Consider the following 24,767-nt stretch of genomic DNA (forward strand, 5'->3'; position numbering starts at 1 on the left):
CTCGCCGGCGGTTGAACGGTCACCGGCGCGAGCATCTGCCAACCTTGGACGACTTTGTCCACTTCTGATGAAATAGTCAAATACGATCGCTTTATCGTCAAGTCCCTGAAACTGATGAAATGGTCAGATATGGCCGTGTGCTGTCGCATCTCGCCACTGCGGCGTCGGGACGGGTGGGCCACGGTGGACAGCCGGGGCGGGCAATGTAATGATGAACTGATCAGAACTGCTGCTCTTATTCATGGAGCATGCCGATGCCGGCCCCACGCAGGAACCGATTCGAACGCCGCCGTGCCGAGACCCGCCATGCACTCGTCTGCGCCGCGCGGCAGATCCTGGCCGAGTCCGGTGGCACCAGCGCCAGCATTCATGCCATCGCGGAGCGCGCGGACGTGGGCCTCGGCTCCTTCTACAACCACTTCACGGGCAAGCCGGACCTGTTCGACGCGGCCGTGGCCGATGCGCTGGAGGAGTACGCCCAGGCCGTCGACGAACGCCTGCACGGCCTCGATGATCCCGCCGAGCGCCTCGCCGGGGGCGTGCGGCTCAGCGCGCGCATGGCCGGGTCGTACCCGGAGATCATGCAGATCCTGTGCCACAGCGAGCTCGGTCGGATATGCGCCGGCGACGGGCTGGCTCCGCGCGCGAAGCGCGACGTCGAGCAGGGCATGGCCGCAGGCCGGTTCACCGTGGTCGACCCGGTGATCGCCCTGACCGCGCTGAACGGCAGCCTGCTGGCGCTCCTGGAGCTGTGGTGCAGCCGGCCCGAGGCCGACAGTGGCCAGGTCGCAGGCATCATGGCCGAGATGATCCTGCACATGCTCGGCCTCTCCCCGGATGAGGCCCGTGACCTTGCCCGGCGGTCCCTTCCTGCTGCAGCGTGAAGAGGATCTTGTCGCCGGCTGCGCACCGGTTCCCGCGGCCTGCGCAAGGTGCCGGGGTGGCTGGTCTCTCTCGCCTGCTGTCGCCGCCCCGCAGCCTCGGCATGGGAGGTTCGTGGCGCAGTGGTTCCTCCACCGCTTGCGGCAGCAGGCCGGGGTCACGGCGCAGCTGGTCCAGGTGCTCGGGTTGGCGCAGCGGGGTGAGCACCCCGTTGGTATCGGGTTGACCGTGGTCCCGTGTCCGGCGATGAAGAGCAGCGCGGCGGTTTTCGGCCTGGCCGAGCGGCACCAAGGATCGCCTGCACCGGGCGCCGCCGAGGCCTGGCGCACGCGCTCGGCCTGGTTGTCGGGGACGGCCGTGGCGTGCGGCAACCCCTCCTGCCCGTGCAGTTGGAACATTCCGGCGCGAGGAACACGCATTGCGCATGGCCCTGGCTCTGCGTGAGATCCACAACGGTCTGCATCCTCACCGCTCCCTCCGTCGTCTCACCCCCTCGTTTCCGGCGGGGCCGGACTCGGGCGCCCGCACGCCACGGCTCCTCAGACGGAAATCGCGGGCACCTCGTCCGCCCAGGGCGACGGCTCGGCCCAGGGCGTGGTCGAGTCCGAAGGCCGCTCCGATGAGGGAAAGGTGGGTGAACGCCCGGGAACGGCTGCCGAGTTGTCTGCCGATGTCACTGATGTCCTCGGTGCAGGGCCCGGGATGGCCGATGCAGGTGAGCATCTTCTCGAAGGCCAGGCGGACTTCGTCCAGGCGGCCGATGCGGCCTCGGCGAGCACGTCGAGGTGTTCATGTCGCCGCCGGTCGTGCGGACCATTTCCGCCGCCTCGACAGTTCCATACGCCGTATGGTAATCCTGGGAGGGCACTTCCATACGCCGTATGGAAAAGTTTGGCCGCGCCAGGCGCGCCGCCCATCGCCTGCATGCAGTCGATGGTGCAGCTCGCACCGATCGGGAAGGAAAGACCATGAAGAAGCTCACGAGGCGCGTTGCCGTCACCGCTTCCTCCGTGGCGGTCGCGGGTGTCGCCGTACTCGGTGCCGGGGGCGCCGCTTCGGCCGGGACCTCTGCATCCGCACCCGTCCAACGCCCGGCCGTCAGCGTCAACGCCGACGACTACCGCTGGGACCACGGTGTCGGCTACCTGCTCGAGCAGGGCTGCTCCTGGGACGAGATCCGTGGCCGGCACCACGACGGCCGGGCTGAGACCGGCAGCCGCTGACCGCCGCACAGGCGGCCGGCGCTCCGGCGCCCGGGCCCTGCTGCAACGCCTCGGCCTTCGTTGCCTCTTCGCTGCCGGCCCGCGGCGGTCCGGCGGCGGGGCGCAGCCGAGGCAGAGACACCTTGGAGTGAAAGCCGATGGAGCCTTTGAAGACCGTGATGCAGGGGGTGGCCGTGCAGCTTGTCATCTCGCGCACCTCCTCGCTGTCCATGTGCATGAGCCTGCGTTACGAGCCCACTGACCCCTACGTGCCGCCTTTTCCACCGACGCTGACGAGCCGGTCGAATGGGTCCTGGGGCGTGATCTTCTGGCCGATGGCCTGAGGGGTTCCGCAGGCAGTGGGGACGTCCGGATCTGGCCGGCCGTTGGCCGTGGTGACCAAGCGATGTACATCGTCCTCGGGTCCCCCGCGGGCACCGCCTTGCTCGAGGTTCCCGTGCAGGACGTCAGGACCTTCCTGGAGAACACGGAGGCGCTGGTGCCACGGGGTGCCGAGTCCGGACACATCGACTGGAACGTCGAACTGGCGAACCTGTTCGCGAAAGGCTGAGAGAAGCCTCCCGACTGCCTTGCGGAGGGGCGTCTTTGCCCTGGCCACAGAAGAGAAGGAAAGAGAGTTCATGTCCCAGTACCAGCTTCGTGTCTACACACTGCGCAGCCCTGAGGCGCTCGTCGCCTACGGGGACATCTGGTCCAGGCACATTCCCGGGATGGCCCAGCACAGGATCACCACACACGGCGTGTGGACGGGGCCGGCAGCTCCCGGGAGTGCGGCGTCCCAGCTGTACGCCCTCGTTTCCTACCGGGACGCCGACGACGTTCAGGAGCGGCTGGAGGCGTACCTGTCCAGCCCCGAATTCCGCGCAGACATGGAGGGCTTCGACATCGGTCAGATCGTCGATGTCGCCGAGTCCGTGCTGACGCCCACCGCCGACTCACCCTTGCGGTGACAGGCACCGGGCCGCTCGAAGTCTGCGGCGACCTTCTCGTTCGTGTCGGAGCGCCGCGCCTGCGGGACGGAGGGCCGTGTGCAGTTCCTGCCACGCAGGGCGGCGGTCAGTCCAGGGCGCGGTCGAGGTTGAAGGCGGCGCTTATGAGGGCGAGGTGGGTGAACGCCTGCGGAAAATTGCCCAGTTGCTCTCCGGTGTGGCTGATCTCCTCGGCGTACAGGCCGAGGTGGTTGGCGTAGGTGAGCATCTTCTCGAAGGCCAGCTGGGCTTCGTCCAGTCGACCGGCGCGGGTGAGGGCCTCGACGTACCAGAACGAGCAGATGGAGAAGGTGCCTTCGTCGCCTTCCAGGCCGTCGGGGCTGGCCTCGGGGTCGTAGCGCCAGACCAGGGAGTCGGAGACCAGTTCGTTGCCGAGGGCGTCGAGGGTGGACAGCCACACGGGGTCGTGGGGAGCGATGAACTTGGTCAGCGGCATCATCAGCACCGCGGCGTCCAGCACGTCGCCGCCCTCGTACTGGACGAACGCCTGCCGGGCGGAGGACCAACCCTTGTCCATGATCTGCCAGTAGATCGTGTCGCGGACCGGGCCCCAGCGGACGAGCTCGGCGGGCAGGCCGCGGTGGTGGGCGATGCGGATGGCGCGGTCGATGGCCACCCAGCACATGAGGCGGGAGTAGAGGAACTTCTTGCGCCCGCCGCGGGTCTCCCACACGCCCTCGTCCGGCTGGTCCCAGTGCCGGCAGACCCAGTTCACCAGGTCGCACACCGCGCGCCACTGGCCGCTGGTCAGAGGCCGGCACCACATGTCGTAGAGGTACACGGAGTCGATCAGGGCGCCGTAGATGTCGAGCTGCAGCTGGTTGACGGCGTCGTTGCCGACCCGCACCGGCGCCGAGCCCCGGTAGCCCTCCAGGTGGGAGAGCTCGCGTTCGGGCAACTCGGCGCGTCCGTCGATGCCGTACATGATCTGCAGCGGTCCGGCGGGGCCCTCGCGCCGGTCGTTGCGGTGGGTGAGGAAGCCCATGAACGCCTCGGCCTCCTCGGCGAAGCCGAGCCTGAGCAGCGCATAGACGGCGAACGCGGAGTCGCGCACCCACGCATAGCGGTAGTCCCAGTTCCGGCCGCCGCCGATCTGCTCGGGCAGGCTGGTGGTGGGGGCTGCCACGATGGCGCCGGTGGGGGCGTAGGTGAGCAGCTTGAGGGTGAGGGCGGAGCGGTGCACCATCTCCCGCCATCGGCCGCGGTAGCGGGACTGCTGCAGCCAGCGCCGCCAGAAGGCGACCGTGGCGGTGAACTCGTGCTCGGCCTCGGCGAGCGGGCAGCCGTGCGGCGGAGTCTCCCCGGTGACCCGGTCGAGGGCGAAGACCGCCGTCTCGCCCCGGGACAGGGTGAACTCCGTCCGGACGTCCTGCTCGTCGCACTCCAGCGGCACCGTGGCGGTCAGCGTCAGTGTCAGCGCCTCGGAAGTGAACAGGGCCGCCCCCTCCAGGAGCCGCAGGGTGTGCCGGTGGGCGCCGTAGCCGAACCGTGGAGCCACCCGGGCCCGGAACGGGATCGTTCCGCGGACGCACACCACCCGCCGGATCAGCCGGTGGCGCTCGGCTTCGCCGGCCTCCGCCACCGGCATGAAGTCCTGGATCTCTCCCAGCCCGTCCTCGGTGAAGAACCGGGTGATCAGCACATTGGTGTCCGGGAAGTAGAACTGCTTGGTGCCGGCCGGCACGGCGGCGGACAGCTCGAACGCCCCGCCCCGGTCCGCGTCCAGGATCGCGGCGAACACACTCGGGGAGTCGAAGGAGGGGCAGCAGTACCAGTCGATGGTCCCGTCGGTGCCCACCAGGGCGGCCGTGCGCAGATCCCCGATCAGGCCGTGCTCGGCGATCGGGAGATACGGCGCTGAAGTGTGCTGTGTCGGTGCTCCGGACATCGCAGCAGCCTCCCTGTGCTCCTGCCTCTACTGTGGTCCTTCCCGATCGCAGGGGCATCAGGTCGGCCCGGTGAGGGCATCGAGCACCCGGCAAGCGGAGGTCTGCCCTCCGGCCGCGATGCGGTCGAACCTGCGCACGTGAGCGACCAGGCACGCAACGTCGCCGCGCACGTCCGCCGCTCGCCGCCCTTGCGCCCAGGCGCTTCAGGCGGCGAAGAAGTGTTCGTCGGCGGAGCCCGTGGCGGCCGCTCCGCTCCGTCAGCGCTTGCGGGTCTGTGCGATATGGCTCTCCACGCCGACGATCGTGGCGTCCAGCGCCAGGCGGAAGACGCGGTTCTCGTCACGGCCTGGATGGGCGAGCCCGTCTTCGCCGACAGTGGGGGGTTTGAGGCGCGACCACCGGTGGAGCGCGCCGTTGAGCTCGGCGGTGAGGACACCGGTGATGACGCAGCACACGAGAGCGGCGATCTGCGGGAGCTCGGAGTGCGGCACCCCGGCGGCGTCCAGGATCGCGGCGAGCGCAACCCAGAACGGGTCTTCGGGCTGGATGAAGTCCGCCTGGTGGCTGAACGAGTAGGCCATCAGGTTGGGGTGGCGGTGCGCCAGCGTCCGGAAATCCGTGGCGAGCAGGCGGATGCGCTCCTGCCAGGGAGCGTCCTCCAGTGTCACGGTGCGGAACTGGGCGCCGACCGTTCTCGCCACGCCGCGCAGTAGGGCGTCCTTGTTCGGCACGTGGTGGTACAGCGACATCGGGTTCGCATCGAGCGCGGTCGCGAGTTTGCGCATGGTGAGCGCCTCGACCCCCTCCGCGTCGATGAGCTGCAGGGCGGCGGCATAGATCCCGGCCTCGGTCAGAGGCACCTCCCTCTTCCTGGTTCCCCGCGGGGGACGCTTCACCTTTTCCATGCCCCGGACGCTATCAGTTTCGTACGGCGTATGGAAATGACCTCGGCCACACGGCGGCATGGCGGCCGCTCGTGCGGCCCCGGGGTTGCAGTTGCTTTCCATACGGCGTACGGTACTAATTCCATACGGCGTATGTTTCCGTGGTGCACCGCGCATCGACCGGCGCCCTTGCCCGATTCCCTCCCCTGCCTGAAGGAGCAAGCCATGTCCACCCAGTCCAAGAACGACCTGCGACCCATCCGGTCTCCGCGCGGGGTCCCCTTCCTCGGCCACACGCCGCAGATCCCCAGCACCAACCCGGTGGAGTACTTCGGCGAGCTGTCCAAGCAGTTCCCCGAGGGCATCTACGGCATGGAGATCGCCGGCATCGAGCAGGTCTTCGTCTCCGACCCGGACCTGGTGGCCGAGGTCTGCGACGAGACGCGGTTCTTCAAGCAGATCGAGAAGACGCCGCTGAACCATGTGCGGGACTTCACGGGCGCGGGCCTGTTCACGGCCCACCAGCACGAGGAGGAATGGGGCATGGCGCACCGGATCCTCCTGCCGGCGTTCAGCCAGCGGGCCATGAAGGCCTACTACGGGCAGATGCTGGAGATCGCCCAGAACCTGGTGGGCAAGTGGGAGAGCCGGGAGGGCCGGCCGGTCAACATCACCGACGACTACACACGGCTCACCCTGGACACCATCGCCCTGTCGGGATTCGGCTACCGGTTCGACTCCTTCGCCAAGGAGGAGCTGCACCCCTTCCTCAACGCGCTGCTGGAGTCGCTGATCGAGTCGCTGCGGCGCTCCCAGGAGCTGCCGATGATGACCAAGCTCCGCAAGGCCGATGCCAAGAGGTACGGCGAGAACATCCAGCTGATGCAGGACCTGGTCGGCAGTGTGATCAAGGAGCGCCACGAGGGCAAGGGCAGCGCCGAGGAAGACCTGCTGGGCCTGATGCTGGAAGCGACCGACCCGGAGACCGGCGAACGGCTGTACGACGACAATGTCCGCGACCAGGTGGTGACGTTCCTGATCGCCGGTCACGAGACCACCAGTGGCCTGCTGTCGTTCGCCACGTACTCGCTGATGCGCAACCCGCACGTGCTGGCCCAGGCCTACGCCGAGGTGGACCGCCTGCTGCCCGGCGACACGGTCCCGGACTACGACACGATCATGCAGCTGGACGTCATCCCGCGCATCCTGGAGGAGACCCTGCGCCTGTGGGCTCCCATCCCGGCGATCTCCAAGGCGCCGCTGGAGGACACCGTCATCGGTGACCGCTACGAGCTGAAGAAGGGAACGCGGGTCAACCTCCTCATGGGCCCGCTGCACACCCACCCCAAGGCGTGGGACCGGCCGGAGGAGTTCGACATCGACCGGTGGCTGCCGGAGAACCGGGTCCACCACCACCCGCACGCCTACAAGCCGTTCGGCAACGGCGTGCGTGCCTGCATCGGCCGGCAGTTCGCGCTCACCGAGGCCCGTCTGGCCCTCGCGCTGGTGCTGCAGAAGTTCAAGTTCTCCGACACGACCGACTACAAGATGGACGTCAAGGAGGCGCTGACGCGCAAGCCCGGCGGCTTCGAACTGCACGTGCGCACCCGTCAGGAGCACGAGCGCACCGTCTTCGGCGCCGCGGACCTGCAGACCGACGGCACGCAGCAGCAGACCGCGGTCAGCGGTGTCGGGGTGAACCTGACCGTCGCCTACGGCTCCAGCCTGGGCAGCAGCGAGGACCTCGCGCGCACCATCGCCGACCGCGGTGAGCGCTCCGGGTTCGGCACCACCTTGGTCGGCCTGGACGAGCTGGGCGACAACCTGCCCACCGAGGGACTGCTCGCCGTCGTGGCCTCCAGCTACAACGGCAAGGCCCCGGACAACGCGCAGCGTTTCGACGACCTGCTCTCCGCCGGACTCCCGCAGGGCTCGCTGTCCAACGTGCGGTTCGCGCTGCTGGGTGCCGGCAACACCCAGTGGGTGGCCACCTACCAGGCCTTCCCCAAGCGGATCGAGGAAGGCCTGCTGGCCGCCGGCGCCACCCCCGTCATCGAGCGCGGCATCGCGGATGCCGCCGGTGACTTCGACGGCATGGCCACCCGCTGGATGGACACCCTGTGGACCACCCTGGCCGAGGAGTACGCCGCCGACACCTCCCAGGCGAGCGGACCGCGCTTCCAGGTGCAGATGCTCACCGAGGCCGACGTGCGCCCGGCGATCGTCTCCGAGCAGGCCTACCCGCTGACCGTGATCGCCAACGAGGAACTCGTGGCAGACGCCACCGGCCTGTGGGACTTCAGCATCGAGCCGCCGCGCCCGGCCGCGAAGTCCATCACCATCGAGCTCCCCGACGGTGTCACCTACGACACCGGCAACCACCTCGCCGTCTTCGCCAAGAACGACCCCGCGCTGGTCAACCGCGCCCTCGCGGGGCTCGGCGTCGACCGCGACCAGGCCCTGCGCCTGGACCAGCCCGCCGGCGGCCGCACCCACCTCCCGGTGGGCACCCCCGTCACCGCAGGCCTGCTGCTCACCGAGTTCCTGGAGCTGCAGGACGTGGCCACCCGCTCCCAGATACAGACGCTGGCCGAGTACACCCAGTGCCCGTGGACCCGGCCGCAGCTGCAGGCCTACACGGCCGACACCGCCGAAGCCGAGGAGCGCTACCAGGCCGAGATCCTGGGCAAGCGCGTCTCCGTACTGGGTCTGCTGGAGCGCTTCCCCGCGGTCGAACTGCCACTGGCGGTCTTCCTGGAGATGATGGGCCCGATCCGCCCCCGCTTCTACTCCATCTCCTCCTCCCCGCTGGCCAACCCGCGCCACGTGCGCCTGACCGTCGGCCTCCTGGAAGGCCCGGCCCTGTCCGGCGACGGCCGGTACCGCGGCACCTGCTCCTCCTACATCGCAGGCCTCGAGCCCGAAGACGTCGTCTACGGCTACGTGCGCGTGCCCTCCCCGACCTTCGCCCCGCCGGCCGACCCCGCCACGCCGCTGATCCTCATCGGCCCCGGCACCGGCATCGCGCCCCTGCGCGGCTTCCTCGAGGAGCGTGCCCACCAGCACGCGAACGGCACCCAGGCGGGCCTGTCCCAGGTCTTCGTCGGCTGCCGCCACCCGGAGCACGACTACTTCTACCGGCAGGAGATGCAGGACTGGGAGCAGGCCGGGATCGCCCAGGTGCACACCGCTTACTCCGCGGTGACCGGCCACCCGGCCCGGTTCGTCCAGGACGCCATCGCGGGCGCCGCCGACACCGTGTGGCAGGCCATCCAGGACGGCGCGTACATCTACGTCTGCGGTGACGGCCGCCGCATGGCACCCGCCGTGCGCGAGGCGCTCGCCGCCATCTACCGCAAGCACACCGGCAGCGACGACGAGGCCGCCCAGCAGTGGCTCGCCCAGCTGGAAGCGGACGAGCGCTACCAGCAGGACGTCTTCGCCTGACCCCCAGGCGCCGGGAGGGTGCGGCGGTCCTGACACCCCGCACCCTCCCGGCCACCACTCACCCGCGAGGCACCACACGGCACCCATCGGCCCGAACCGCCGGGAGTGCCGCTCACAGAAAGCAGAGCACCATGGACACCATGCTCGCCGGACGCTTCCACCTGGACAGCAAGAAGTTCGCCGTGGAGGAGGTCCCCGTCCCCGTGCCCGGCCCGGGCGAGGTCCTCATAGAGGTGAAGGCCGCAGGCGTCTGCCTGTCGGACGTCCACCTCATCGACGGCTCCCTCGTCCCGCTGTTCGCCACCTCCGACACGGTCACCGTCGGCCACGAGGTCTCCGGTGTGATCCACACCCTCGGACCCGGCCTCAAGCGCGGCCTGACCGTGGGCACCCGCGTCACCCTGGAGGCCGGCAAGACCTGCGGCCAGTGCGCCGGCTGCGTGCGCCGCCGCCCCTGCACCCAGATGCTCACCGCCGGCATCGACTACGACGGCGGCTGGGCCCAGTACACCCTCGCCCGCGAGGACACCCTCATCCCCATCCCCGACAACCTCCCCTTCGACCAGGCCGCGATCATCCCCGACGCGGTCTCCACCCCCTACGCCGCCGTCGTCGCCACCGCCGGTGTACGCCCCGCCCAGTCCGTCGGCATCTGGGGCGTGGGCGGTGTCGGCGCCCACAACGTCCGCGTCGCCCGCCTGGCCGGCGCCGCGCCGATCATTGCCGTCGACCCGCTGCCCGGCGCCCGGGAGCGTGCCCTGGCCTTCGGTGCGGATTTCGCCCTGGACCCGGCCGCCGACGACTTCGCCGACCAGGTCCGCGCGGCCACCGCCGGACGGGGCCTGGACTTCGCCTTCGACTGCGCCGGCGTGCCGGCGGTCCGTGAGCAGGCCGCCGCCGTGCTCGGCCTGAACGGAGTCCTCATCCTGGTCGGCATCAGTCCCAGGCCGATCACCATCAGCGAGGGCCTGACCTTCAACTACCTGGGCAAGCAGGTGCGCGGCCACTACGGCGGCACCCCCGAGTCCGTCACCGAGCTGGTCCGGCTGGCCGAGGTCGGCCGTCTCGACCTGGCCCCCTCCATCACCGACCACATCCCGCTCGCCGAGGCCGCCGACGCGGTCAACCGGCTGGAGAACAAGATCGGCGACCCGATCCGCCTCATCCTCGTCCCCTGACAACTGAACAGAAAGTTCATCAAGACCACCTCAGGGCAGGGGTGAGTGGGCGCCGGTGCTTGATGGGAGCACCGGCGCCTACGGCTTCCCGGTATCCGGGTCTGGCGCACACCGGCTCCGGGGCAGGTGAAGTCGGCAGGGCGAGCCGGGTGATACCTCTGCGTGGGACGCACCGATGTACTGGCGCCACGCCGAGTGGAGAATCAGGTCCTCGCCCGCGTCGGGATCCCGAAGGTCTGGTCGGATCATGTGCAGGTCCCGCGGCCTCCGTTCTGCGGGAGGCGGATGGGCGGGTGGGGTCGCAGGCGGGCGGACTGTACGCCGCTTCCAAGGAGCCGGTTCCGGCACCCAGGTACGAGGCGCCGGCAGCGGTTCCACAGTCCGCAGCGGACGTCCCCCCGGTCGACCTGGGCCTGTGCCCCGGGGGACGACCTCGAACCTGCGGTGCAGGCCGGCCAGTTCACCAGGACTGATGCCCAGTTCCTCAGCGATGCGGGGCCGGGCCTCCTGCGATCAGCGGCGCGACCTCATCCACCATCCGTCGACGGCCATGTCCGCGCGCGGCCCGACGGGGGCGACCGGGGCAGGCTGCCCACCGACAACCAAGATTCGGTCACGTTCGTCCGCACGTGACCGGGCGGGTCAGGTTACGCCGACAGGTGCTGCATCGTCAGCCAGTAGAAGCCCCCGGGCGATCGTCTCGGCGGGCCGGGCGAATGGTGCTCACATGATCCCAGGAATACCCTCCAGGTCCAGCGCTGCCACGTCCGGGAAGAGCTCCGGCGCGCCCAGGGCGCACTCCGCCCAGACCGTCTTGCCACTTCGGGCATGGCGCGTTCCCCAGTGCTCGGAGAGTTGGGCGACGAGGAACAGACCTCGCCCGCCCTCGTCGAAGACACGGGCCCGGCGCAGGTGCGGAGTCGTGCTGCCGGCATCCGACACCTCGCACATGAGGGTGCGGTCGTGGATGAGACGCAGCTGGATGGGAGGCCGGCCGTAGCGGATGGCGTTGGTGACCAGTTCGCTGACGACCAGTTCGGCGGTGAAGTCGAGTTCCTCCAGCCCCCAGGTGGTCAACTGCTTGGAGACGCCCGCTCTGGCCCGGGCGACCTCGGCCGGGTCGGCAGCCACGTCCCAAGTGGCGACCTGACGGTCCCCGAGGGCGTGGGTGCGGGCCAGGAGGAGTGCCACGTCGTCGTGCGGTCGGTCCGGGGGCAGCAGCGCTTCGAGGACGGTGTCGCAGGTGGCCTCCAGGGAGGCGGAGGGCTGTGCGAGGGCGTGGCACAGTCGGGTGATGCCCGCCTCGAGGTCGTGGTCGAGGGCCTCGATCAGGCCGTCGGTGTAGAGGGCGAGGAGGCTGCCCTCGGGCAGGTCGATCTCCGCCGTCTCGAACGGCAGGCCGCCCAGGCCGAGTGGCGGGCCGGCGGGCAGCTCGAGGATGTCCACGGTGCCGTCCCGGGTCATCACGGCGGGCAGCACGTGGCCCGCGCGGGCGAGGGTGCAGCAGCCGGCGACGGGGTCGTACACGGCGTACAGGCAGGTGGCTCCGATGTCCCCCGCGGATTCTGTGTCCGTTTGGGCAGGGACTTCGGAAGAGACTTCGGCGGCCAGGCGGATGACGACGTCGTCCAGGTGGGTGAGGAGTTCGTCGGGCGGCAGGTCGATGTCGGCGAGGGTGCGCACGGCGGTCCGCAGCCGGCCCATGGTGGCGGCGGCGTGGATGCCGTGGCCGACCACGTCGCCCACCACGAGTGCGACCCGGGCACCGGACAGCGGGATGACGTCGTACCAGTCGCCGCCCACGCCGAGCTGGGCGGCGGCAGGCAGGTAGCGGCAGGCGACCTCCACGGCGGACTGCGCGGGTGTGCTGTGCGGGAGCAGACTGTGCTGGAGGGTGAGGGCGGTGGTGCGCGCGTGCGTGTATCGGCGGGCGTTGTCGATGGCCACCGCGGCCCTGGCTGCGATCTCCTGGGCGAGGAGCAGGTCCTCGTCCCCGTACGCGTCGGGCTTGTGGTGACGGAAGAACTGAGCGACACCCAGCGTGGTGCCACGGGCGCACAGCGGTACCAGCAGCATGGAAGCGGACGGGCCGAGGTGGTGCCGTGAGGGCCGGCCGGTGACCAGGGCGCGAGCCGGTGGTGATCCGTCCGGGTACCTGTGGGGCTGCTGCGGCGGAACCGACGATTGCCCGTGGATCGCTTCCAGATGGGTCGTCTCGGGGTGACCGTCCGTCACCGACCGCTGGGCGACCTGGCGGACCGCGAGTGTGCCCTGCGCCGGAAACTCCTCTCCGGAAGACGTGTCGAGGAGGTCGACGGTGGCGGCGTCGGCGAAGTGCTCGGTGGCAAAGTCCGCCAACTCCTGGGCGGTGCGGGCGATGTCCAGGGTCGTTCCGACGCGTACGCTCGCCTCGTTCACCACCGACAGCCGCCACTGCACCTGGCGGTCCCGCTCCTCCTGGAAGGCCAGGACGCCCGTCTGCGATGTGCGGTCCGTGTACTCGGTCGCCAGTGCGATCAGCTTGCGTGTCGCCGCGTTGATCGGCTCGGCATCGCTGGTGAGTTGGGGCAGCTCTTCGAGCAGCCGGTCGATGATGCGGCTCTGCGCGAGCCGGAAGGCGCGCAGCATCGCTGTGACCGGCTTCCCGCGCTGAGCCAGCCGACGTGCGCGCTCTGCGTCGGCGGCCGGCGGATCGATCCGCCGTGGCTCGATGTCGTGCTCGATGCCGGAAAGCAGGGCGGCGACGTGCTCGGCGATGTTCTCTCCCGTCATCCGCGCGATGTCCGGTTCGTCCCACAGCTCGGGGACCTCGCGCCGCAGGCATTGCTCTACGTCGTGGATCAGCTCGTCCGCTCGCGGGCTGAGTTCATGCGCGGCACGGGACAGAAGACTGTCCGCGGTGAAGTCCACACTGACGACGTTACGCCGTGCCGGTGGACCGCGAAGCCTCAGCCGGCCGCGTCTGGCTGCGCGGTGTCGGGAGGAGCCCGGTCTCACGGGCTGGTCGTGGTCGAGGACGAGGGTCCGCGCGGCCACCGGCGGACGGGGTGGTGCCCACGGGGCCTGGCGCAGCCGGTGCTCCGGGTCAACTGACGGGCAGCGGCCGCCGGGTCACCTGGTGGGCGTCGTCCGGCGGGACGCCGAGCATGCGCAGGACCATCTCGGCCAGGTCCGAGGCGGCCTCGTCGCCGTCGAGGTCGGGGCGGGTCAGCCGCAGCGCCACGAGGGACAGCAGGGTCCCGCCGAGGGCGGACAGGGCGGTGGTCGGGTTGGTGCAGGTGAAGCGGCCCGAGGCGATGCCGGTCTCCAGGTCGCGCAGGGCTCGAGGGGCGAGGCCCCGGTCGGTGTGGATCTGGGCCAGACCGCGGTCACGCAGGATCCGCATGAGTTCAGGGTGGGAGTCGGCCATCCGGGCGGTGAGCCGGAAGCCCGCCGCGACGAGCTCGGCCGGGTCGTCGATTCCCTGGACGCGCTCGTCTATGACCTGCCCGAACTCCTCCAGGGCGTCTGTCACCGCGGCGTCGAACAGCTCCGTCTTGGACCCGAAGTGGTTGTAGAAGGAGCCGAAACCGACGTCCGCGCGCTCGGCGATGGCCTGGATGCTGGCGCTGGTGTCCCCGGTCTCCGCGAGGATCTGCCGGGCCGCACGGACGAGTGCCTGACGGGTCTCGGCGCGGCGCCGTGCGAAGCGGTTCTTGGGCGGGGCTGACGTCGGCATACGGGGAGTGTAACAACCGTCGCGATGAGTCTGCCATAAATGATGAGATTATCAATTATTTGACTCCACCCTATTGACGATGGGTAACGGCAAAGTTGATGATTCCATCATTACAGCAGTGTTGCTTGGAGGACACCATGTCCCACACCCCCGTTGACAGGGCCGCTCCCCAGACGCCCCACCAAGACCTCCACAGTGAGCAGGGCGCCCTGAGCGGAGAGCACCCCGGACGCTCCCGCAATCCCGTGATCAAGGTGGCGGACCTGGCCTGGCTGGAGTTCGAGAAGCCGGACCTGGACCGGGCCGAGGTCTTCGCCCACGACTTCGGATTCGCGATCGCCGCCCGCACCGAGCACGAGCTGTGGCTGCGGGGCACGTTCGCCGGCTCGCCGTGCACGGTGATCCGCAAGGGGCCTGCGTCCCGCTTCATCGGCCCGGCGTTCCGCGCGGCCGAACGGGCCGACCTGGACCGGCTGGCCCGCTCCACCGGCAGTACCGTCCGGGACATCGGCGTACCGGGCGGTGGGCAGTCGGTCGCCCTGCTCGATCCCTCGGGCCTGCCGGTCCGGGTCGTGCACTGCGCCGAGCAGCTGCCCGCGCTGCCCGAGCAGCAGCCGCTGATCCTCAACTTCGGCACGGATCACCGTCGTACGAACGCCACCCAGCGCCCGCCCCGTGAGCCGTCCCGCATCCAGCGGCTGGGCCATGTGGTGCTGGAGACGAGGGTGTTCGCCCGCGCCCTGGACTGGTACCTGGACACCCTCGGGATGATCGTGTCCGACTTCCTGTTCCTGGACGGGCAACGCGACCGTGGCCCGACGATGGCGTTCATCCGCTGCGACCAGGGCGGCCTGGCCGTCGACCACCACACGCTGGCCCTGCACCTGGGGCCCGGCACCGGCTATGTGCACTCCGCCTACCAGGTCACCGACCTCGACGCGATCGGCGCCGGCGGGGAGTACCTGGCCGAGCGCGGCTACCAGCGCAGCTGGGGCATCGGCCGGCACATCCAGGGCAGCCAGCTGTTCGACTACTGGCGCGACCCCGACCGCTTCATGCTGGAGCACTTCGCCGACGGCGACCTCTTCTCCTGCGACCTGGAGCCCGGCTGGGCGCCGATGTCGGCGAGCGGCCTGGCCCAGTGGGGCCCGCCGGTCACCCGCGACTTCCTGGGCACCAGCCCGTCCCCCGCCAAGCTGCGCGAGGTCATGACGGCCCTGCGCGGCGACAACGAACTCGACCCCGCACGCCTGCTGGGCCTGATGAAAGCGATGAGCTCATGAGCACCAACGTTCTGCGCACCACCGACGGCTGGTGGGCCGTCCGGGACGAGCGCGCCGTCCGCGTCGAGACCAAGGCGGTCACCACCGCCGAGCTGCTCGCCGACCGGGACGCGGTCCGCGAAGCCGCCGCCTTGGCCGAGAGCGGCACACCCGTCGCCGGCCTGGTGGCGCTGCCTCCGGTCACCACCCCCTGCCGGGTGGTCGCCCAGATGGTCAACTACCGCAGCCACGCCAAGGATTCGGGCTTCACCGGCGACATTCCGGCCACCTTCTTCCGCAAGGCGTCCGGCTCGGTCAGCGGACCGCACGAGAAGATCGTCCGCCCCGCGCACGTGAAGTTCCTCGACCACGAGGTGGAACTCGGCCTCGTCATGGGCGCCACCCTGCCCGTGGGCACCGTCGTCGAGGAGCAGGACCTGCCCCGGTACGTCGCCGGCCTTGTCCTGACCAACGACGTCAGCGCCCGCGACGTCCAGCTGACCAAGACCCAGTTCTACGAGAGCAAGTCCTATCCGACCTTCACGCCGACGGGGCCGTACCTGGCCCTGCTGGAGCCCGAAGACTTCGCCCACCTGCTCAACCTGCGCCTGCGGCTGTCGGTCAACGGCGTACCGCGCCAGGACCGCACGCTCGCCGACATGATCGTACGGCCCGCACAGGCGCTCACCCTGCTCGCCCGCTTCCAGACCCTCGACCCCGGCGACCTGCTGCTGACCGGCACCCCCGGCGGCACGGCCCTGAAGGCCCCGCCCAAGCCGATCGCGAAGATCAGCGCGCTGCTGCCGCCCGCGATGAAGTGGAAGGCGTTCTTCAAGGGCCAGGCCAAGAACCCCCTCTACCTGCGCGACGGTGACCTCATCACCGCCACGATCGCCACCCCCGACGGGCAGATCGACCTCGGCGAGCAGCGGACCCCCGTCACGGACGCACCATGAAGGCCCCATCCCGGACACCGGTGGTGATCATCGGTGCCGGACCCGTCGGCGTCACGGCCGCCCTCCTGCTCGCCCGGCACGGAGTGCGCAGCGTCGTCCTGGAACGCCACCGGGACGTCTACCCCCAGCCGCGCGCCGTCGTCGTGGACGACGAGATCCGCCGGATCCTGCAGAGCGTCGGTGTCCACGAGGAGTTCGCCGCCCTCGCACGCCCCGCGCGCGGGCTACGGCTGCTCGACGCCCGGCGCCGCATGATCACCGAATTCCCGCGGTCCCTGCACGGGCACCACGGCTTCCCACAGACCAGCATGTTCGACCAGCCCGAGCTGGAACGCCTGCTGCGCGACGCCCTGGCGCGCCGCCCCGAGTGCGAGCTGCGGGGCGGGGTGGAGGTCGTGTCCGTCACCCAGGACACCGACGGACCCAACGATCCCACGGGTCCGGTCCGGGTCACCTTCCGCCGCGACGGCAGCGACGAGGTGGAGCACGTGTTCGCCGATGCCGTCCTCGGCTGCGACGGTGCGGGCAGCCTCACCCGCGACGCCATCGGCACCCTCTGGCAGGACCTGCACTTCGAAGAGAGCTGGCGGGTCATCGACGTGCGCACCAGCCGCCCGGTACGCAGCTGGGAAGGCGCCGAGCAGATCTGCTGCCCCCACCGGCCGGGCACGTTCATGCGCGTCGGCGAGGACCGCTACCGCTGGGAGTTCCGGCTGGCCGAGGACGAGCACCTGGACGGCCCGGACGGGTGGGCGCGCCTGCGCGAGCTGGTCGCCCCCTGGGCGGACCTGCCGCCCGACGTCTCGCAGGCCGACGACTTCGAGGTGATCCGTCAGGCGCAGTACACCTTCCGGGCCCGTCTCGCCGACCGGTGGCGCCGCGGGCGCGTCTTCCTGCTGGGCGACGCCGCCCACCTCACCCCGCCCTTCGTCGGGCAGGGCCTGTGCGCCGGCCTGCGTGACGCCCACAACCTCACCTGGAAACTCGCCCGCGTCCTCCAACAGGGCGCACACGAGGGGCTGCTGGACACCTACGAACACGAGCGCAAGCCGCATGCCCGCCATGTGATCCGCGTCGCGGTCGCCGTCGGCTGGGCCATGACCGGCGGACAGGACCGCGGTGCGGCATTGCGCCGGGCCGTCGTGGGCACGGTCTGCCGCATCCCCGGCGTGACCGCGGCGGTGAGCCGTGACCTCAGCCCCGCCCTGACCGCCGGTCCACTCGTACGGCGCCGCCCCAGGCTGATGGGCCGCGTGCTGGCCGGCACCTTCTGCCCGCAGCCCTGGGTACGGCACGACGGCAGGCGAGTGCGCCTCGATGACGTCCTCGGGGACTCCTTCGCCGTCCTGACCGCTGTGCCGCCCACGGCGCGGATGACGGCCGTGGCCACGACACTGGGCGCACCGACGATCCACGTCGACGACCTGGGCGACGACGGCCACCTGGCCGCCTGGCTGGCACGCGGCCGGTCGGACGCCGTCCTGCTGCGCCCCGACCGCGTCGTGATGGACACCGTCCCCGCCGGCACCGGCGACTTCACGGACACCGCCGCCTGGGCTCCCCTGCTGCACACGGCCCGCCGTACCGCCGACGTCCGGCCCGCCCCCTGACGAGGAACACCACACCATGACCAGCCCGCACCCCACGCCGCACCCAAAACCCTTCTTCACCCCCGACCCGAAGACGGCCGCCCGCAGCCGCATCGCGGACTTCGCCCGATGGGCGGCCCGGCACCAGGGCGCCCGGATCCAGGACCCCACCGACTACCAGGCCCTGTACCGCTGGTCCGTCACCGACCTGGAAGGGTTCTGGGCCGCGGTGTGGGAGTACTTCGACATCGACGCGACGACCGAGTACGAGCGGGTGCTGGCCGAGGAAACCATGCCCGGCGCCCGCTGGTTCCCCGGCGCCACCCTCAACTACGCCCACCACGCGCTGCGCAACCTGCAGCCGGACGCTCCCGCCATCACCGCCCTGGACGAGACCGGAGCCGGCTACGAGATCACGGGCCGGCAGCTGCGCTCACAGGTCGCCTCCGTCGCCGCCACCCTGCGCGACCTGGGCGTCGGACAGGGCGACCGGGTGGTGGGCTACCTGCCCAACACCCCCCACGCCGTCATCGCCTTCCTCGCCGCCGCCAGCCTGGGCGCGGTGTGGTCGGTGTGCGGCCAGGACTACGCACCCAAGGCCGCCGCCGACCGCTTCGCCCAGCTCGGACCCACGGTGCTGATCACCGCGGACGGCTACCTCTTCAACGGCACCACCCACGACCGCCGGACCGCCTCGCTCGAACTGGCCGCCGCCCTGCCGACGCTGACGGCCACGGTGCTCGTGGACCACGTGGGCCTTGCCTGGCCCGAGGGCGGGCACCCGGGGCTGACGGTTCCCTGGGAGGACGCCGCCACCCGCACCGAGTACCTCACCGTCGTCCCGGTGCCGTTCGACCACCCTTTGTGGGTCGTCTTCTCCTCCGGCACCACCGGCCTGCCCAAGGGCATCGTCCACGGGCACGGCGGGATCCTGCTCGAGCACCTCAAGATGCTCGGCCTGCACACCGATCTGGGCACCGGGGACCGCCTGCTGTGGTACACCACCACCCACTGGATGATGTGGAACCTGGTCGTCTCCACCCTGCTGACCGGCGCGACCACCTGCACCTACGACGGCAGCCCGGCGCCGCTCGCGCGACCGGACATCCTGTGGGAGCTGGCGGCCCGCCACAAGGTCACCGTCTTCGGCACCAGCCCCCAGTACCTGCTGGCCATGAGCAAGCTGGGCATCGAACCCTCCGTGCACGACCTTTCGGCCGTCCGCGTCGTCGGCTGCACCGGCTCCGCTCTGCCCGCCTCCGCCTACCCCTGGGTCCGTGACCATGTGGGCCCCGGCATCCAGCTGGCCTCCACCAGCGGCGGCACGGACGTCGTCTCCGGCTTCGCCGGCAGTGCCGCCACGACCCCGGTCTGGGCGGGGGAGCTGTCCGCCCCCGGCCTGGGCGTGGCGCTGGCCGCCTACGACGCGACGGGCACCCCTGTCCTGGACCAGGTCGGCGAACTGGTCGTCACCCGGCCCATGCCGTCCATGCCGCTGTACTTCTGGAACGACCCCGACGGCAGCCGCTACCGCGACGCCTACTTCGGCGCCTACCCCGGCGTGTGGCGGCACGGCGACTGGATCACCCTCACCTCGCACGGCTCGGTGATCGTCCACGGCCGCTCCGACGCCACCCTCAACCGCAACGGCGTGCGCCTGGGCAGTGCCGACATCCACGACGTCGTCGAGCGCCTCCCCGAGATCACCGAGGCCCTCGTCATCGGCGCGGAGGACCCCGACGGCGGCTACTGGATGCCGCTCTTCGTGGTCCTCGCCGACGGGGCCGGCCTGGACGACCCCCTGCGCGAGAAGATCCGCGACGCGATCCGCGCCGGCGCCTCGCCCCGCCACGTCCCCGACGAGATCCTCGCCGTACCGGCCCTCCCGCACACCAAGACCGGCAAAAAGCTCGAGGTTCCCGTCAAGCGCCTGCTCCAGGGCATCCCCGCCGAGCAGGTCCTGAATCCCGCGGCGGTCGACAACCCCGATCTGATCGCCTACTTCGCCCGCCTGGGCGCGGAGCGGAACAAGCGGTCAGCCGACCACACATGACGCCGGCGGGGCCTAAGGCCCACGTGGCAGCACCGGGTCCTTGTGCCCCGCCCGGCTCCGCAAACCAGACCCCGTCCCCACCGTGTGGCGCCGGGGCGGTCAACCCGCCCCGGCACCACACCATCCGCACAACCGAAGTAAGAGAGAAACCATGAGCACGACCGACCGCGAACCGCAGGCCCTCGATGTCCTCGACGACGCAGGGCGAAAGGTGCTGTTCACCGAGGCCCGCACCGCGAACACCTTTGCCGAGGTGGCCGTTGCCGACGACGAACTCGCCATGATCTGGGAACTCGCCCGATGGTCGCCGAGCGCCGCCAACGGTCAGCCTCTGCGTGTGCTCTTCGTGCGCACCCGCGAGGGCAAGGAGCGACTGGCCGAGCATCTCGACGAGGGCAACAGGGCCAAGACGCTTCAAGCGCCGGCCGTGGCGATCCTGGCGTACGACGTCGACTTCCACGAGCAGATGCCGACCGTCTTCCCGGCCCGCGGCGACATGCTGCGAGCGGCGTTCGCCGACCAGATCCAGACGCGCGAGAGCCTTGCCGCCTACAACTCGGCACTGCAGAGCGGGGTCTTCCTGCTCGCGGTGCGCGCAGCAGGGCTGGCGGCCGGTCCCATGGCGGGCTTCGACCGGGCCGGCGTGGACAAGGAGTTCTTCGCCGGTACCAGCTGGCGCTCGCATCTGGTGGTCAACATCGGCCACCCCGGTGCCGACCCGTGGTTCCCGCGGCTGCCCCGCGTGCCCGTCGAGGACGCCGTCGCCTGGGCCTGACGGCACTGCCGCCGCCCGGTCGCGCGGGATCCGAAGTCCGAGCACCCGAGCGCGGTCGGCGTACAGGTGAGAGGCGCCATGCCGTGGGCGCCGGTGCTCTCCTGAGTACCGGCGCCCGGTTCGCCCCTGCCGTGGCTGTGACGGACCGCCCCCGGCCGCCGACCACCGCGCGTGTGAATCCGCCACGGGCGCAGAACAAGCGCCATCGTGTTCTGCAGCCTCTTCTCGACCGCGCCGGCGACACCGTCCATAGATGCCCCCACCGGTGGCTGCCGGCGCCGAGGGCTGCGGAACTCCCGGCCTCCTGCGTGCCTACGAACGGGAGCGGCCCGTGGCCCTGCGCTCTAGCTGCGATTGCAGCAAACGTGCAGTTGCAGGCCCAGACCGCCCTGACCAGCTGCCTTTGCCCCATGGGCGACGTTTAGCGTACCCACCCTGAGGCTGGCACACTGAATTTGTGCTTCCGCTGATGGCCGCTGCTGATCAGAATGCGTTCTCATCGCTTTCTGCTGCCAGCGTTGTGTCGGTCAGTGCATTGATCTTCACCGTTGCCTCATTCTGGTGGATCAACGCCAGACAGGGGCGCCTGGAGACATGGGAGCCTCATTCCTTTGCAGCGATTTGCCACGGCTCCATTGTTCGCCTGCGGCTTCCGCTCGTCTTTCACAACACCGGTGCCAAGCCGATAGTCGTGCACGACCTCATGCTGAGCTTCCCCGATGAGCCCGCCTCTCATCTGCCGCTCCTGTGGAAGTCTTCACCATGCCGTCTCCAACCCGGACCGGACGAGGAACCGAAGTTGCCGGCCGGATTCGTTGTGGCCGGCAGAGAAGCGCAACAACTCTTCATCGAGTTCGAGGCACCGTTTTCTGGGTTGGTTCCAGAGGCCCGTGACTACAAGGTCCGAATCCAAGTGAGAGTTGGCCACCGCAAGGGTTGGCGCTCGCTTCTGACGTTCACCTTGAGGACCACCAACATCATCTATCCCGACCGGTACACCGTCTACAACAACGTCCCTGCCGAACTGACGAAGGAAGACCAGAAAAAGGCAGACGCTGCGCTCCTGGAGCTGTTGGAGGGGCATGAGAAGGGTTCTTCCGCCAAGAGCGAGCCCAAACGGCGAGACTCTTCGAACGACGAGGGCAACGCCGGTACGGACCTGTAGATCGGGAAGATGGTCGTGAGCTCGGCAAGGGCGGACGCGTTGGTGCACTGCACGTACGGCACGTCATGACGGCGTTGCGCCCGTCCGGTGCCGCCGCCGACAGGCGCCCGGTCGCCGTCGCTCTCTGCGCCCACGCCAGGCGCCGGCGATTCATGGCGTTGCCGAAGGGCGCGCATCCCCTGCTTGTCTCCCAGCACACCCACCGGCCGCAGGCTCCCCAGGTATGCAGCACTCTGCTGCCCGTCAAAGAGCACGCGCTCGAGCGGCCGGCGCCGACGGGTCGTCCCCCGTGTCAGCGTTCAGCGCCATCCGGAGCCGACCGTCTGCAGGTGCCCAGCCGGAAGAGGCCTGGCCCCGGCGGGCCCTGTACATTCTCCTCGCCTCCGACTGCCCTACAGGCTGATCCAGGGTCCCAGAGATGCGCCCCATGGACCGGGCGGGGTTCGGGGAGAGCCGCGGAGGCTGCGGGCAGGGCAGGGCCGGCGCGAGAGCGGAGGTGCGGAAGAAGTGGTCGCGCAACGTGGTGGCAGGGCGGGAGACGGGGAGCATGGCGCTGACTTGCAACTGGGGCTCGGCAGCTGGCTGGCAGGGCTCAAGGCCGGTGCGTACGCGGTGGACGCCGACGGCGCCGTCGTCGCGGTGAACAGCGAGGCCGAGGCGTTGCTGGCTCGCAACGCCGAGGACCTGCTGGGCCGGGATGCGCATGATTTCCTCCACCGGGACGGCAATGGGACGACCATTCCCAGGAACCAGTGCGCGATGATGGACGCCTTCATCGCCCGACGCACCCGGCAGGAGGATCTGGGCTACTTCGAGCGCGGTGACGGGACGTTGCTGGCGATGTCCTGGCTGACGACCCCCTTGCGCATCAGTGCCGACGAAGTGGGCGCCCTGGTGGTATTCCACGAGCGCGATTCCGCCGAGCCGTCGCTGCAGGGCCCGGCCCTCACCATGGAGCTGCTGTCGGAGCTGGAACGTCTGGCTCTGCTGGCCGAGACCACCACCCAGCTCACCTCCACTCTGGATGTCGACGAGGCGCTGGACCGTCTGGTTCGGCTGGTCGTTCCTCTGCTGGCGGACTGGGCGGTCGTCGACCTGATCAGCGACAACGACGAGGTCTGGCGCACCGTGGTCGCGCACGAGGAGGGCGGCCGCCTGGTGCGCCGCAAGGACTTGGAGGGAGCCATGCCGCCGGTTCCCCAGGCCTCTCCCCAACCGCTGTCCCGGGCGCTGCGGGGAGCGGGGTCCACCCTGGCGACGCCCGAGACGTACCACGGCCCGCCCGACTCCGGCATTGCCGTCGAACAACGCAGGCTGTTCGACGGCACGCACATGCACTCTGCGGTCATCGCGCCCATCCGCGGCCTCCGCGAGGTCCTCGGGGCTCTGACCCTCGGCAGATCCGACCGCCCAGAATCCTTCACCGGCGCCGACATCCCGCTGCTGGAGGACATCGCCCGCCGCGCCGGCCTGGCACTCGACAACGCACGTCTCTACCAGCGCCAGCGCAAGGTCGCCGAGACCATGCAGCGTCACCTGCTGCCCCAGATGCCCCGTGTACCGGGCCTCGAGATGGCCGCCCGCTACCTGTCGGCGCCCCACGCGTCCCAGGTCGGCGGCGACTGGTACGACGCCTTCTACCTTCCTGACCAGGCCCTCGCCCTGGTCATCGGCGACGTCGTCGGGCACGACCTGGACGCAGCGGCCGACATGGCCCAGCTCCGCAACATTCTGCGGGCCTATGCCTGGTCGCACCAGGAACCGCCCAGCGTCGTGGTCAGCCGTGTCGACGAAGCCGTTCCCCGCATCTCCGAGGTCGAGATGGCCACCATGATCCTCGGCCGTCTGGAGACGGACGGCATGGGGCAGTGGACGCTGCGCTGGACGAATGCCGGCCACCCGCCGCCTCTGCTGGTCACGTACGACGGTCAGAGCCGCTACCTCACGGACGGGCACGGCCTCCTTCTCGGCACCCAGGTCAGCAATCCCCGCGAGGACGCAACGGTCGTCCTGCCGCCGCTGTCCACTCTGGTGCTCTACACCGACGGCCTGATCGAATCGCCCGGCCGTTCTCTCGACGACGGCCTGGAAAGGCTGCGCCGGAATGCCGCCTCTCTGGCCCACCGGCCCCTGGAGGGCTTCGCCGATCTCCTCATGAAAAGAGCGCGTCCCGAAGACAACGACGACGACGTCGCCCTCCTGGTCGTGCGCGTTCCTTCGCAGGACGGGCCACCCACCTGACCCCGCGCCAGTGGGGGACACCTCGCAGGCCCGGCTGTCTGTAAGCACTTCGCAGGCCCGGCTGTCTGTAAGCACTTGTTGGGACCAGAGTTCTGAGTTCTTATGGCTCCAGCGAGGGCGTGAGGAGGCCTTCGACGGGGTGCTTCGCGCCCCTGTTGTGCGTCACCTCACCAGCCGCATTTCGTCGGTAACCCAGGGGTGGGGCGAATCTACAGTTCCGCGGCGGCCATGCCCAGCTGCCACGGCAGACAGGACCGTTTGTCCAACGAACCGGTCCTGGCGGCGATGCGGTTGTGTCCCAGAGCCAGCACCAGACGGTGACGGCCAGGGGAGCGGACCGGGGCGGGCACCGCCCGGCTGTGGCACTCCAGCCACTGAAGCAAAGGTTCCTTCCCCTGCCCGAAGTCGACCTCCCAGCCGTCCATCAGAGGCTGCATCCGGTACGACAACCCTTCCCGCCTACACGGCACACTGAGCCCACCGTACGGGCATGCCATCGGGACCGAGCAGGCGAGC

General features: G+C 70.0%; 19 protein-coding genes and 1 pseudogene. 14 read left to right on the plus strand and 6 right to left on the minus strand.

Going from position 1 to position 24,767, the window contains the following annotated elements:
- The first annotated feature begins 248 nt into the window (after positions 1 to 248).
- Entirely contained in the window at positions 249 to 884 is a 636-nt protein-coding gene (locus tag OHS70_RS38130) for a TetR/AcrR family transcriptional regulator (RefSeq protein ID WP_328392290.1), read from the plus strand.
- 583 nt (positions 885 to 1,467) lie between these two features.
- Here the strand turns inward: OHS70_RS38130 and OHS70_RS39265 are convergent.
- Positions 1,468 to 1,647 (minus strand): annotated as a pseudogene (locus OHS70_RS39265) (hypothetical protein); the annotation flags it as partial.
- Positions 1,648 to 1,850: 203 nt separating this feature from the next.
- Between OHS70_RS39265 and OHS70_RS38140 the strand changes: the two are divergent.
- The 4 genes from OHS70_RS38140 to OHS70_RS38155 all read left to right on the plus strand — a co-directional run bounded on the left by OHS70_RS38140 (position 1,851) and on the right by OHS70_RS38155 (position 3,055).
- Positions 1,851 to 2,105: a hypothetical protein gene (locus OHS70_RS38140; protein ID WP_328392288.1), complete on the plus strand. Its 255-nt coding sequence runs from the start codon at positions 1,851 to 1,853 to the stop codon at positions 2,103 to 2,105.
- A gap of 137 nt (positions 2,106 to 2,242) precedes the next feature.
- Positions 2,243 to 2,428 carry a hypothetical protein gene (locus OHS70_RS38145; protein WP_328392286.1) on the plus strand — a complete coding sequence of 62 codons (186 nt, stop codon included), beginning with the start codon at positions 2,243 to 2,245 and terminating at the stop codon, positions 2,426 to 2,428.
- A complete protein-coding gene (locus OHS70_RS38150) occupies positions 2,413 to 2,655 on the plus strand; it encodes an SsgA family sporulation/cell division regulator (protein WP_328406181.1) in 243 nt (80 codons plus the stop codon). The genes OHS70_RS38145 and OHS70_RS38150 overlap by 16 nt, the downstream gene beginning before the upstream one ends.
- Positions 2,656 to 2,725: 70 nt before the next feature.
- Positions 2,726 to 3,055: an NIPSNAP family protein gene (locus OHS70_RS38155; protein ID WP_328392284.1), complete on the plus strand. Its 330-nt coding sequence runs from the start codon at positions 2,726 to 2,728 to the stop codon at positions 3,053 to 3,055.
- 106 nt (positions 3,056 to 3,161) lie between these two features.
- Here the strand turns inward: OHS70_RS38155 and OHS70_RS38160 are convergent, their stop codons facing one another.
- Both OHS70_RS38160 and OHS70_RS38165 read right to left on the minus strand, forming a co-directional pair.
- Entirely contained in the window at positions 3,162 to 4,982 is a 1,821-nt protein-coding gene (locus tag OHS70_RS38160) for a glycoside hydrolase family 15 protein (RefSeq protein ID WP_328392282.1), read from the minus strand.
- A gap of 258 nt (positions 4,983 to 5,240) precedes the next feature.
- Positions 5,241 to 5,843 carry a TetR/AcrR family transcriptional regulator gene (locus OHS70_RS38165; protein ID WP_328392280.1) on the minus strand — a complete coding sequence of 201 codons (603 nt, stop codon included), beginning with the start codon at positions 5,841 to 5,843 and terminating at the stop codon, positions 5,241 to 5,243.
- 249 nt (positions 5,844 to 6,092) lie between these two features.
- Here OHS70_RS38165 and OHS70_RS38170 point away from each other — a divergent pair, with 249 nt between their 5' ends.
- Entirely contained in the window at positions 6,093 to 9,314 is a 3,222-nt protein-coding gene (locus OHS70_RS38170; RefSeq protein WP_328392278.1) for a bifunctional cytochrome P450/NADPH--P450 reductase, read from the plus strand.
- Between the two features lie 131 nt (positions 9,315 to 9,445).
- Positions 9,446 to 10,492 carry a zinc-binding dehydrogenase gene (locus OHS70_RS38175; protein ID WP_328392276.1) on the plus strand — a complete coding sequence of 349 codons (1,047 nt, stop codon included), beginning with the start codon at positions 9,446 to 9,448 and terminating at the stop codon, positions 10,490 to 10,492.
- 723 nt (positions 10,493 to 11,215) lie between these two features.
- On the opposite strand, the gene OHS70_RS38180 is transcribed toward OHS70_RS38175, so the two are convergent.
- Together OHS70_RS38180 and OHS70_RS38185 are read right to left on the minus strand one after the other, a co-directional pair.
- On the minus strand, positions 11,216 to 13,402 hold the full coding sequence (locus tag OHS70_RS38180) for an ATP-binding SpoIIE family protein phosphatase (protein WP_328392274.1): 2,187 nt from the start codon (positions 13,400 to 13,402) through the stop codon (positions 11,216 to 11,218).
- Between the two features lie 175 nt (positions 13,403 to 13,577).
- Entirely contained in the window at positions 13,578 to 14,210 is a 633-nt protein-coding gene (locus OHS70_RS38185; RefSeq protein ID WP_328392273.1) for a TetR/AcrR family transcriptional regulator, read from the minus strand.
- 137 nt (positions 14,211 to 14,347) lie between these two features.
- Between OHS70_RS38185 and OHS70_RS38190 the strand changes: the two genes are divergently transcribed.
- From OHS70_RS38190 to OHS70_RS38220, 7 genes are all read left to right on the plus strand, one after another.
- Entirely contained in the window at positions 14,348 to 15,493 is a 1,146-nt protein-coding gene (locus tag OHS70_RS38190; RefSeq protein ID WP_328392271.1) for a VOC family protein, read from the plus strand.
- A complete protein-coding gene (locus tag OHS70_RS38195) occupies positions 15,490 to 16,428 on the plus strand; it encodes a fumarylacetoacetate hydrolase family protein (RefSeq protein ID WP_328392269.1) in 939 nt (312 codons plus the stop codon). The genes OHS70_RS38190 and OHS70_RS38195 overlap by 4 nt, the downstream gene beginning before the upstream one ends.
- Entirely contained in the window at positions 16,425 to 18,038 is a 1,614-nt protein-coding gene (gene mhpA / locus OHS70_RS38200; protein ID WP_328392267.1) for a bifunctional 3-(3-hydroxy-phenyl)propionate/3-hydroxycinnamic acid hydroxylase MhpA, read from the plus strand. The genes OHS70_RS38195 and mhpA overlap by 4 nt, the downstream gene beginning before the upstream one ends.
- A 16-nt stretch (positions 18,039 to 18,054) precedes the next feature.
- Positions 18,055 to 20,070 carry an acetoacetate--CoA ligase gene (locus OHS70_RS38205; RefSeq protein WP_328392265.1) on the plus strand — a complete coding sequence of 672 codons (2,016 nt, stop codon included), beginning with the start codon at positions 18,055 to 18,057 and terminating at the stop codon, positions 20,068 to 20,070.
- A gap of 151 nt (positions 20,071 to 20,221) precedes the next feature.
- A complete protein-coding gene (locus OHS70_RS38210) occupies positions 20,222 to 20,845 on the plus strand; it encodes a malonic semialdehyde reductase (protein WP_328392263.1) in 624 nt (207 codons plus the stop codon).
- Between the two features lie 457 nt (positions 20,846 to 21,302).
- Complete coding sequence (locus OHS70_RS38215) at positions 21,303 to 22,010, plus strand: hypothetical protein (RefSeq protein ID WP_328392261.1); 708 nt, start codon at positions 21,303 to 21,305, stop codon at positions 22,008 to 22,010.
- A gap of 558 nt (positions 22,011 to 22,568) precedes the next feature.
- Positions 22,569 to 24,251 carry a SpoIIE family protein phosphatase gene (locus OHS70_RS38220; RefSeq protein WP_328392259.1) on the plus strand — a complete coding sequence of 561 codons (1,683 nt, stop codon included), beginning with the start codon at positions 22,569 to 22,571 and terminating at the stop codon, positions 24,249 to 24,251.
- A 209-nt stretch (positions 24,252 to 24,460) separates the two neighbouring features.
- On the opposite strand, the gene OHS70_RS38225 is transcribed toward OHS70_RS38220, so the two are convergent.
- Positions 24,461 to 24,688: a hypothetical protein gene (locus OHS70_RS38225; RefSeq protein WP_328392257.1), complete on the minus strand. Its 228-nt coding sequence runs from the start codon at positions 24,686 to 24,688 to the stop codon at positions 24,461 to 24,463.
- Between the last annotated feature and the right edge of the window lie 79 nt (positions 24,689 to 24,767).

Origin of the sequence: Streptomyces sp. NBC_00390 (assembly GCF_036057275.1) — a bacterium.
In the GTDB taxonomy this organism is placed as follows: domain Bacteria; phylum Actinomycetota; class Actinomycetes; order Streptomycetales; family Streptomycetaceae; genus Streptomyces.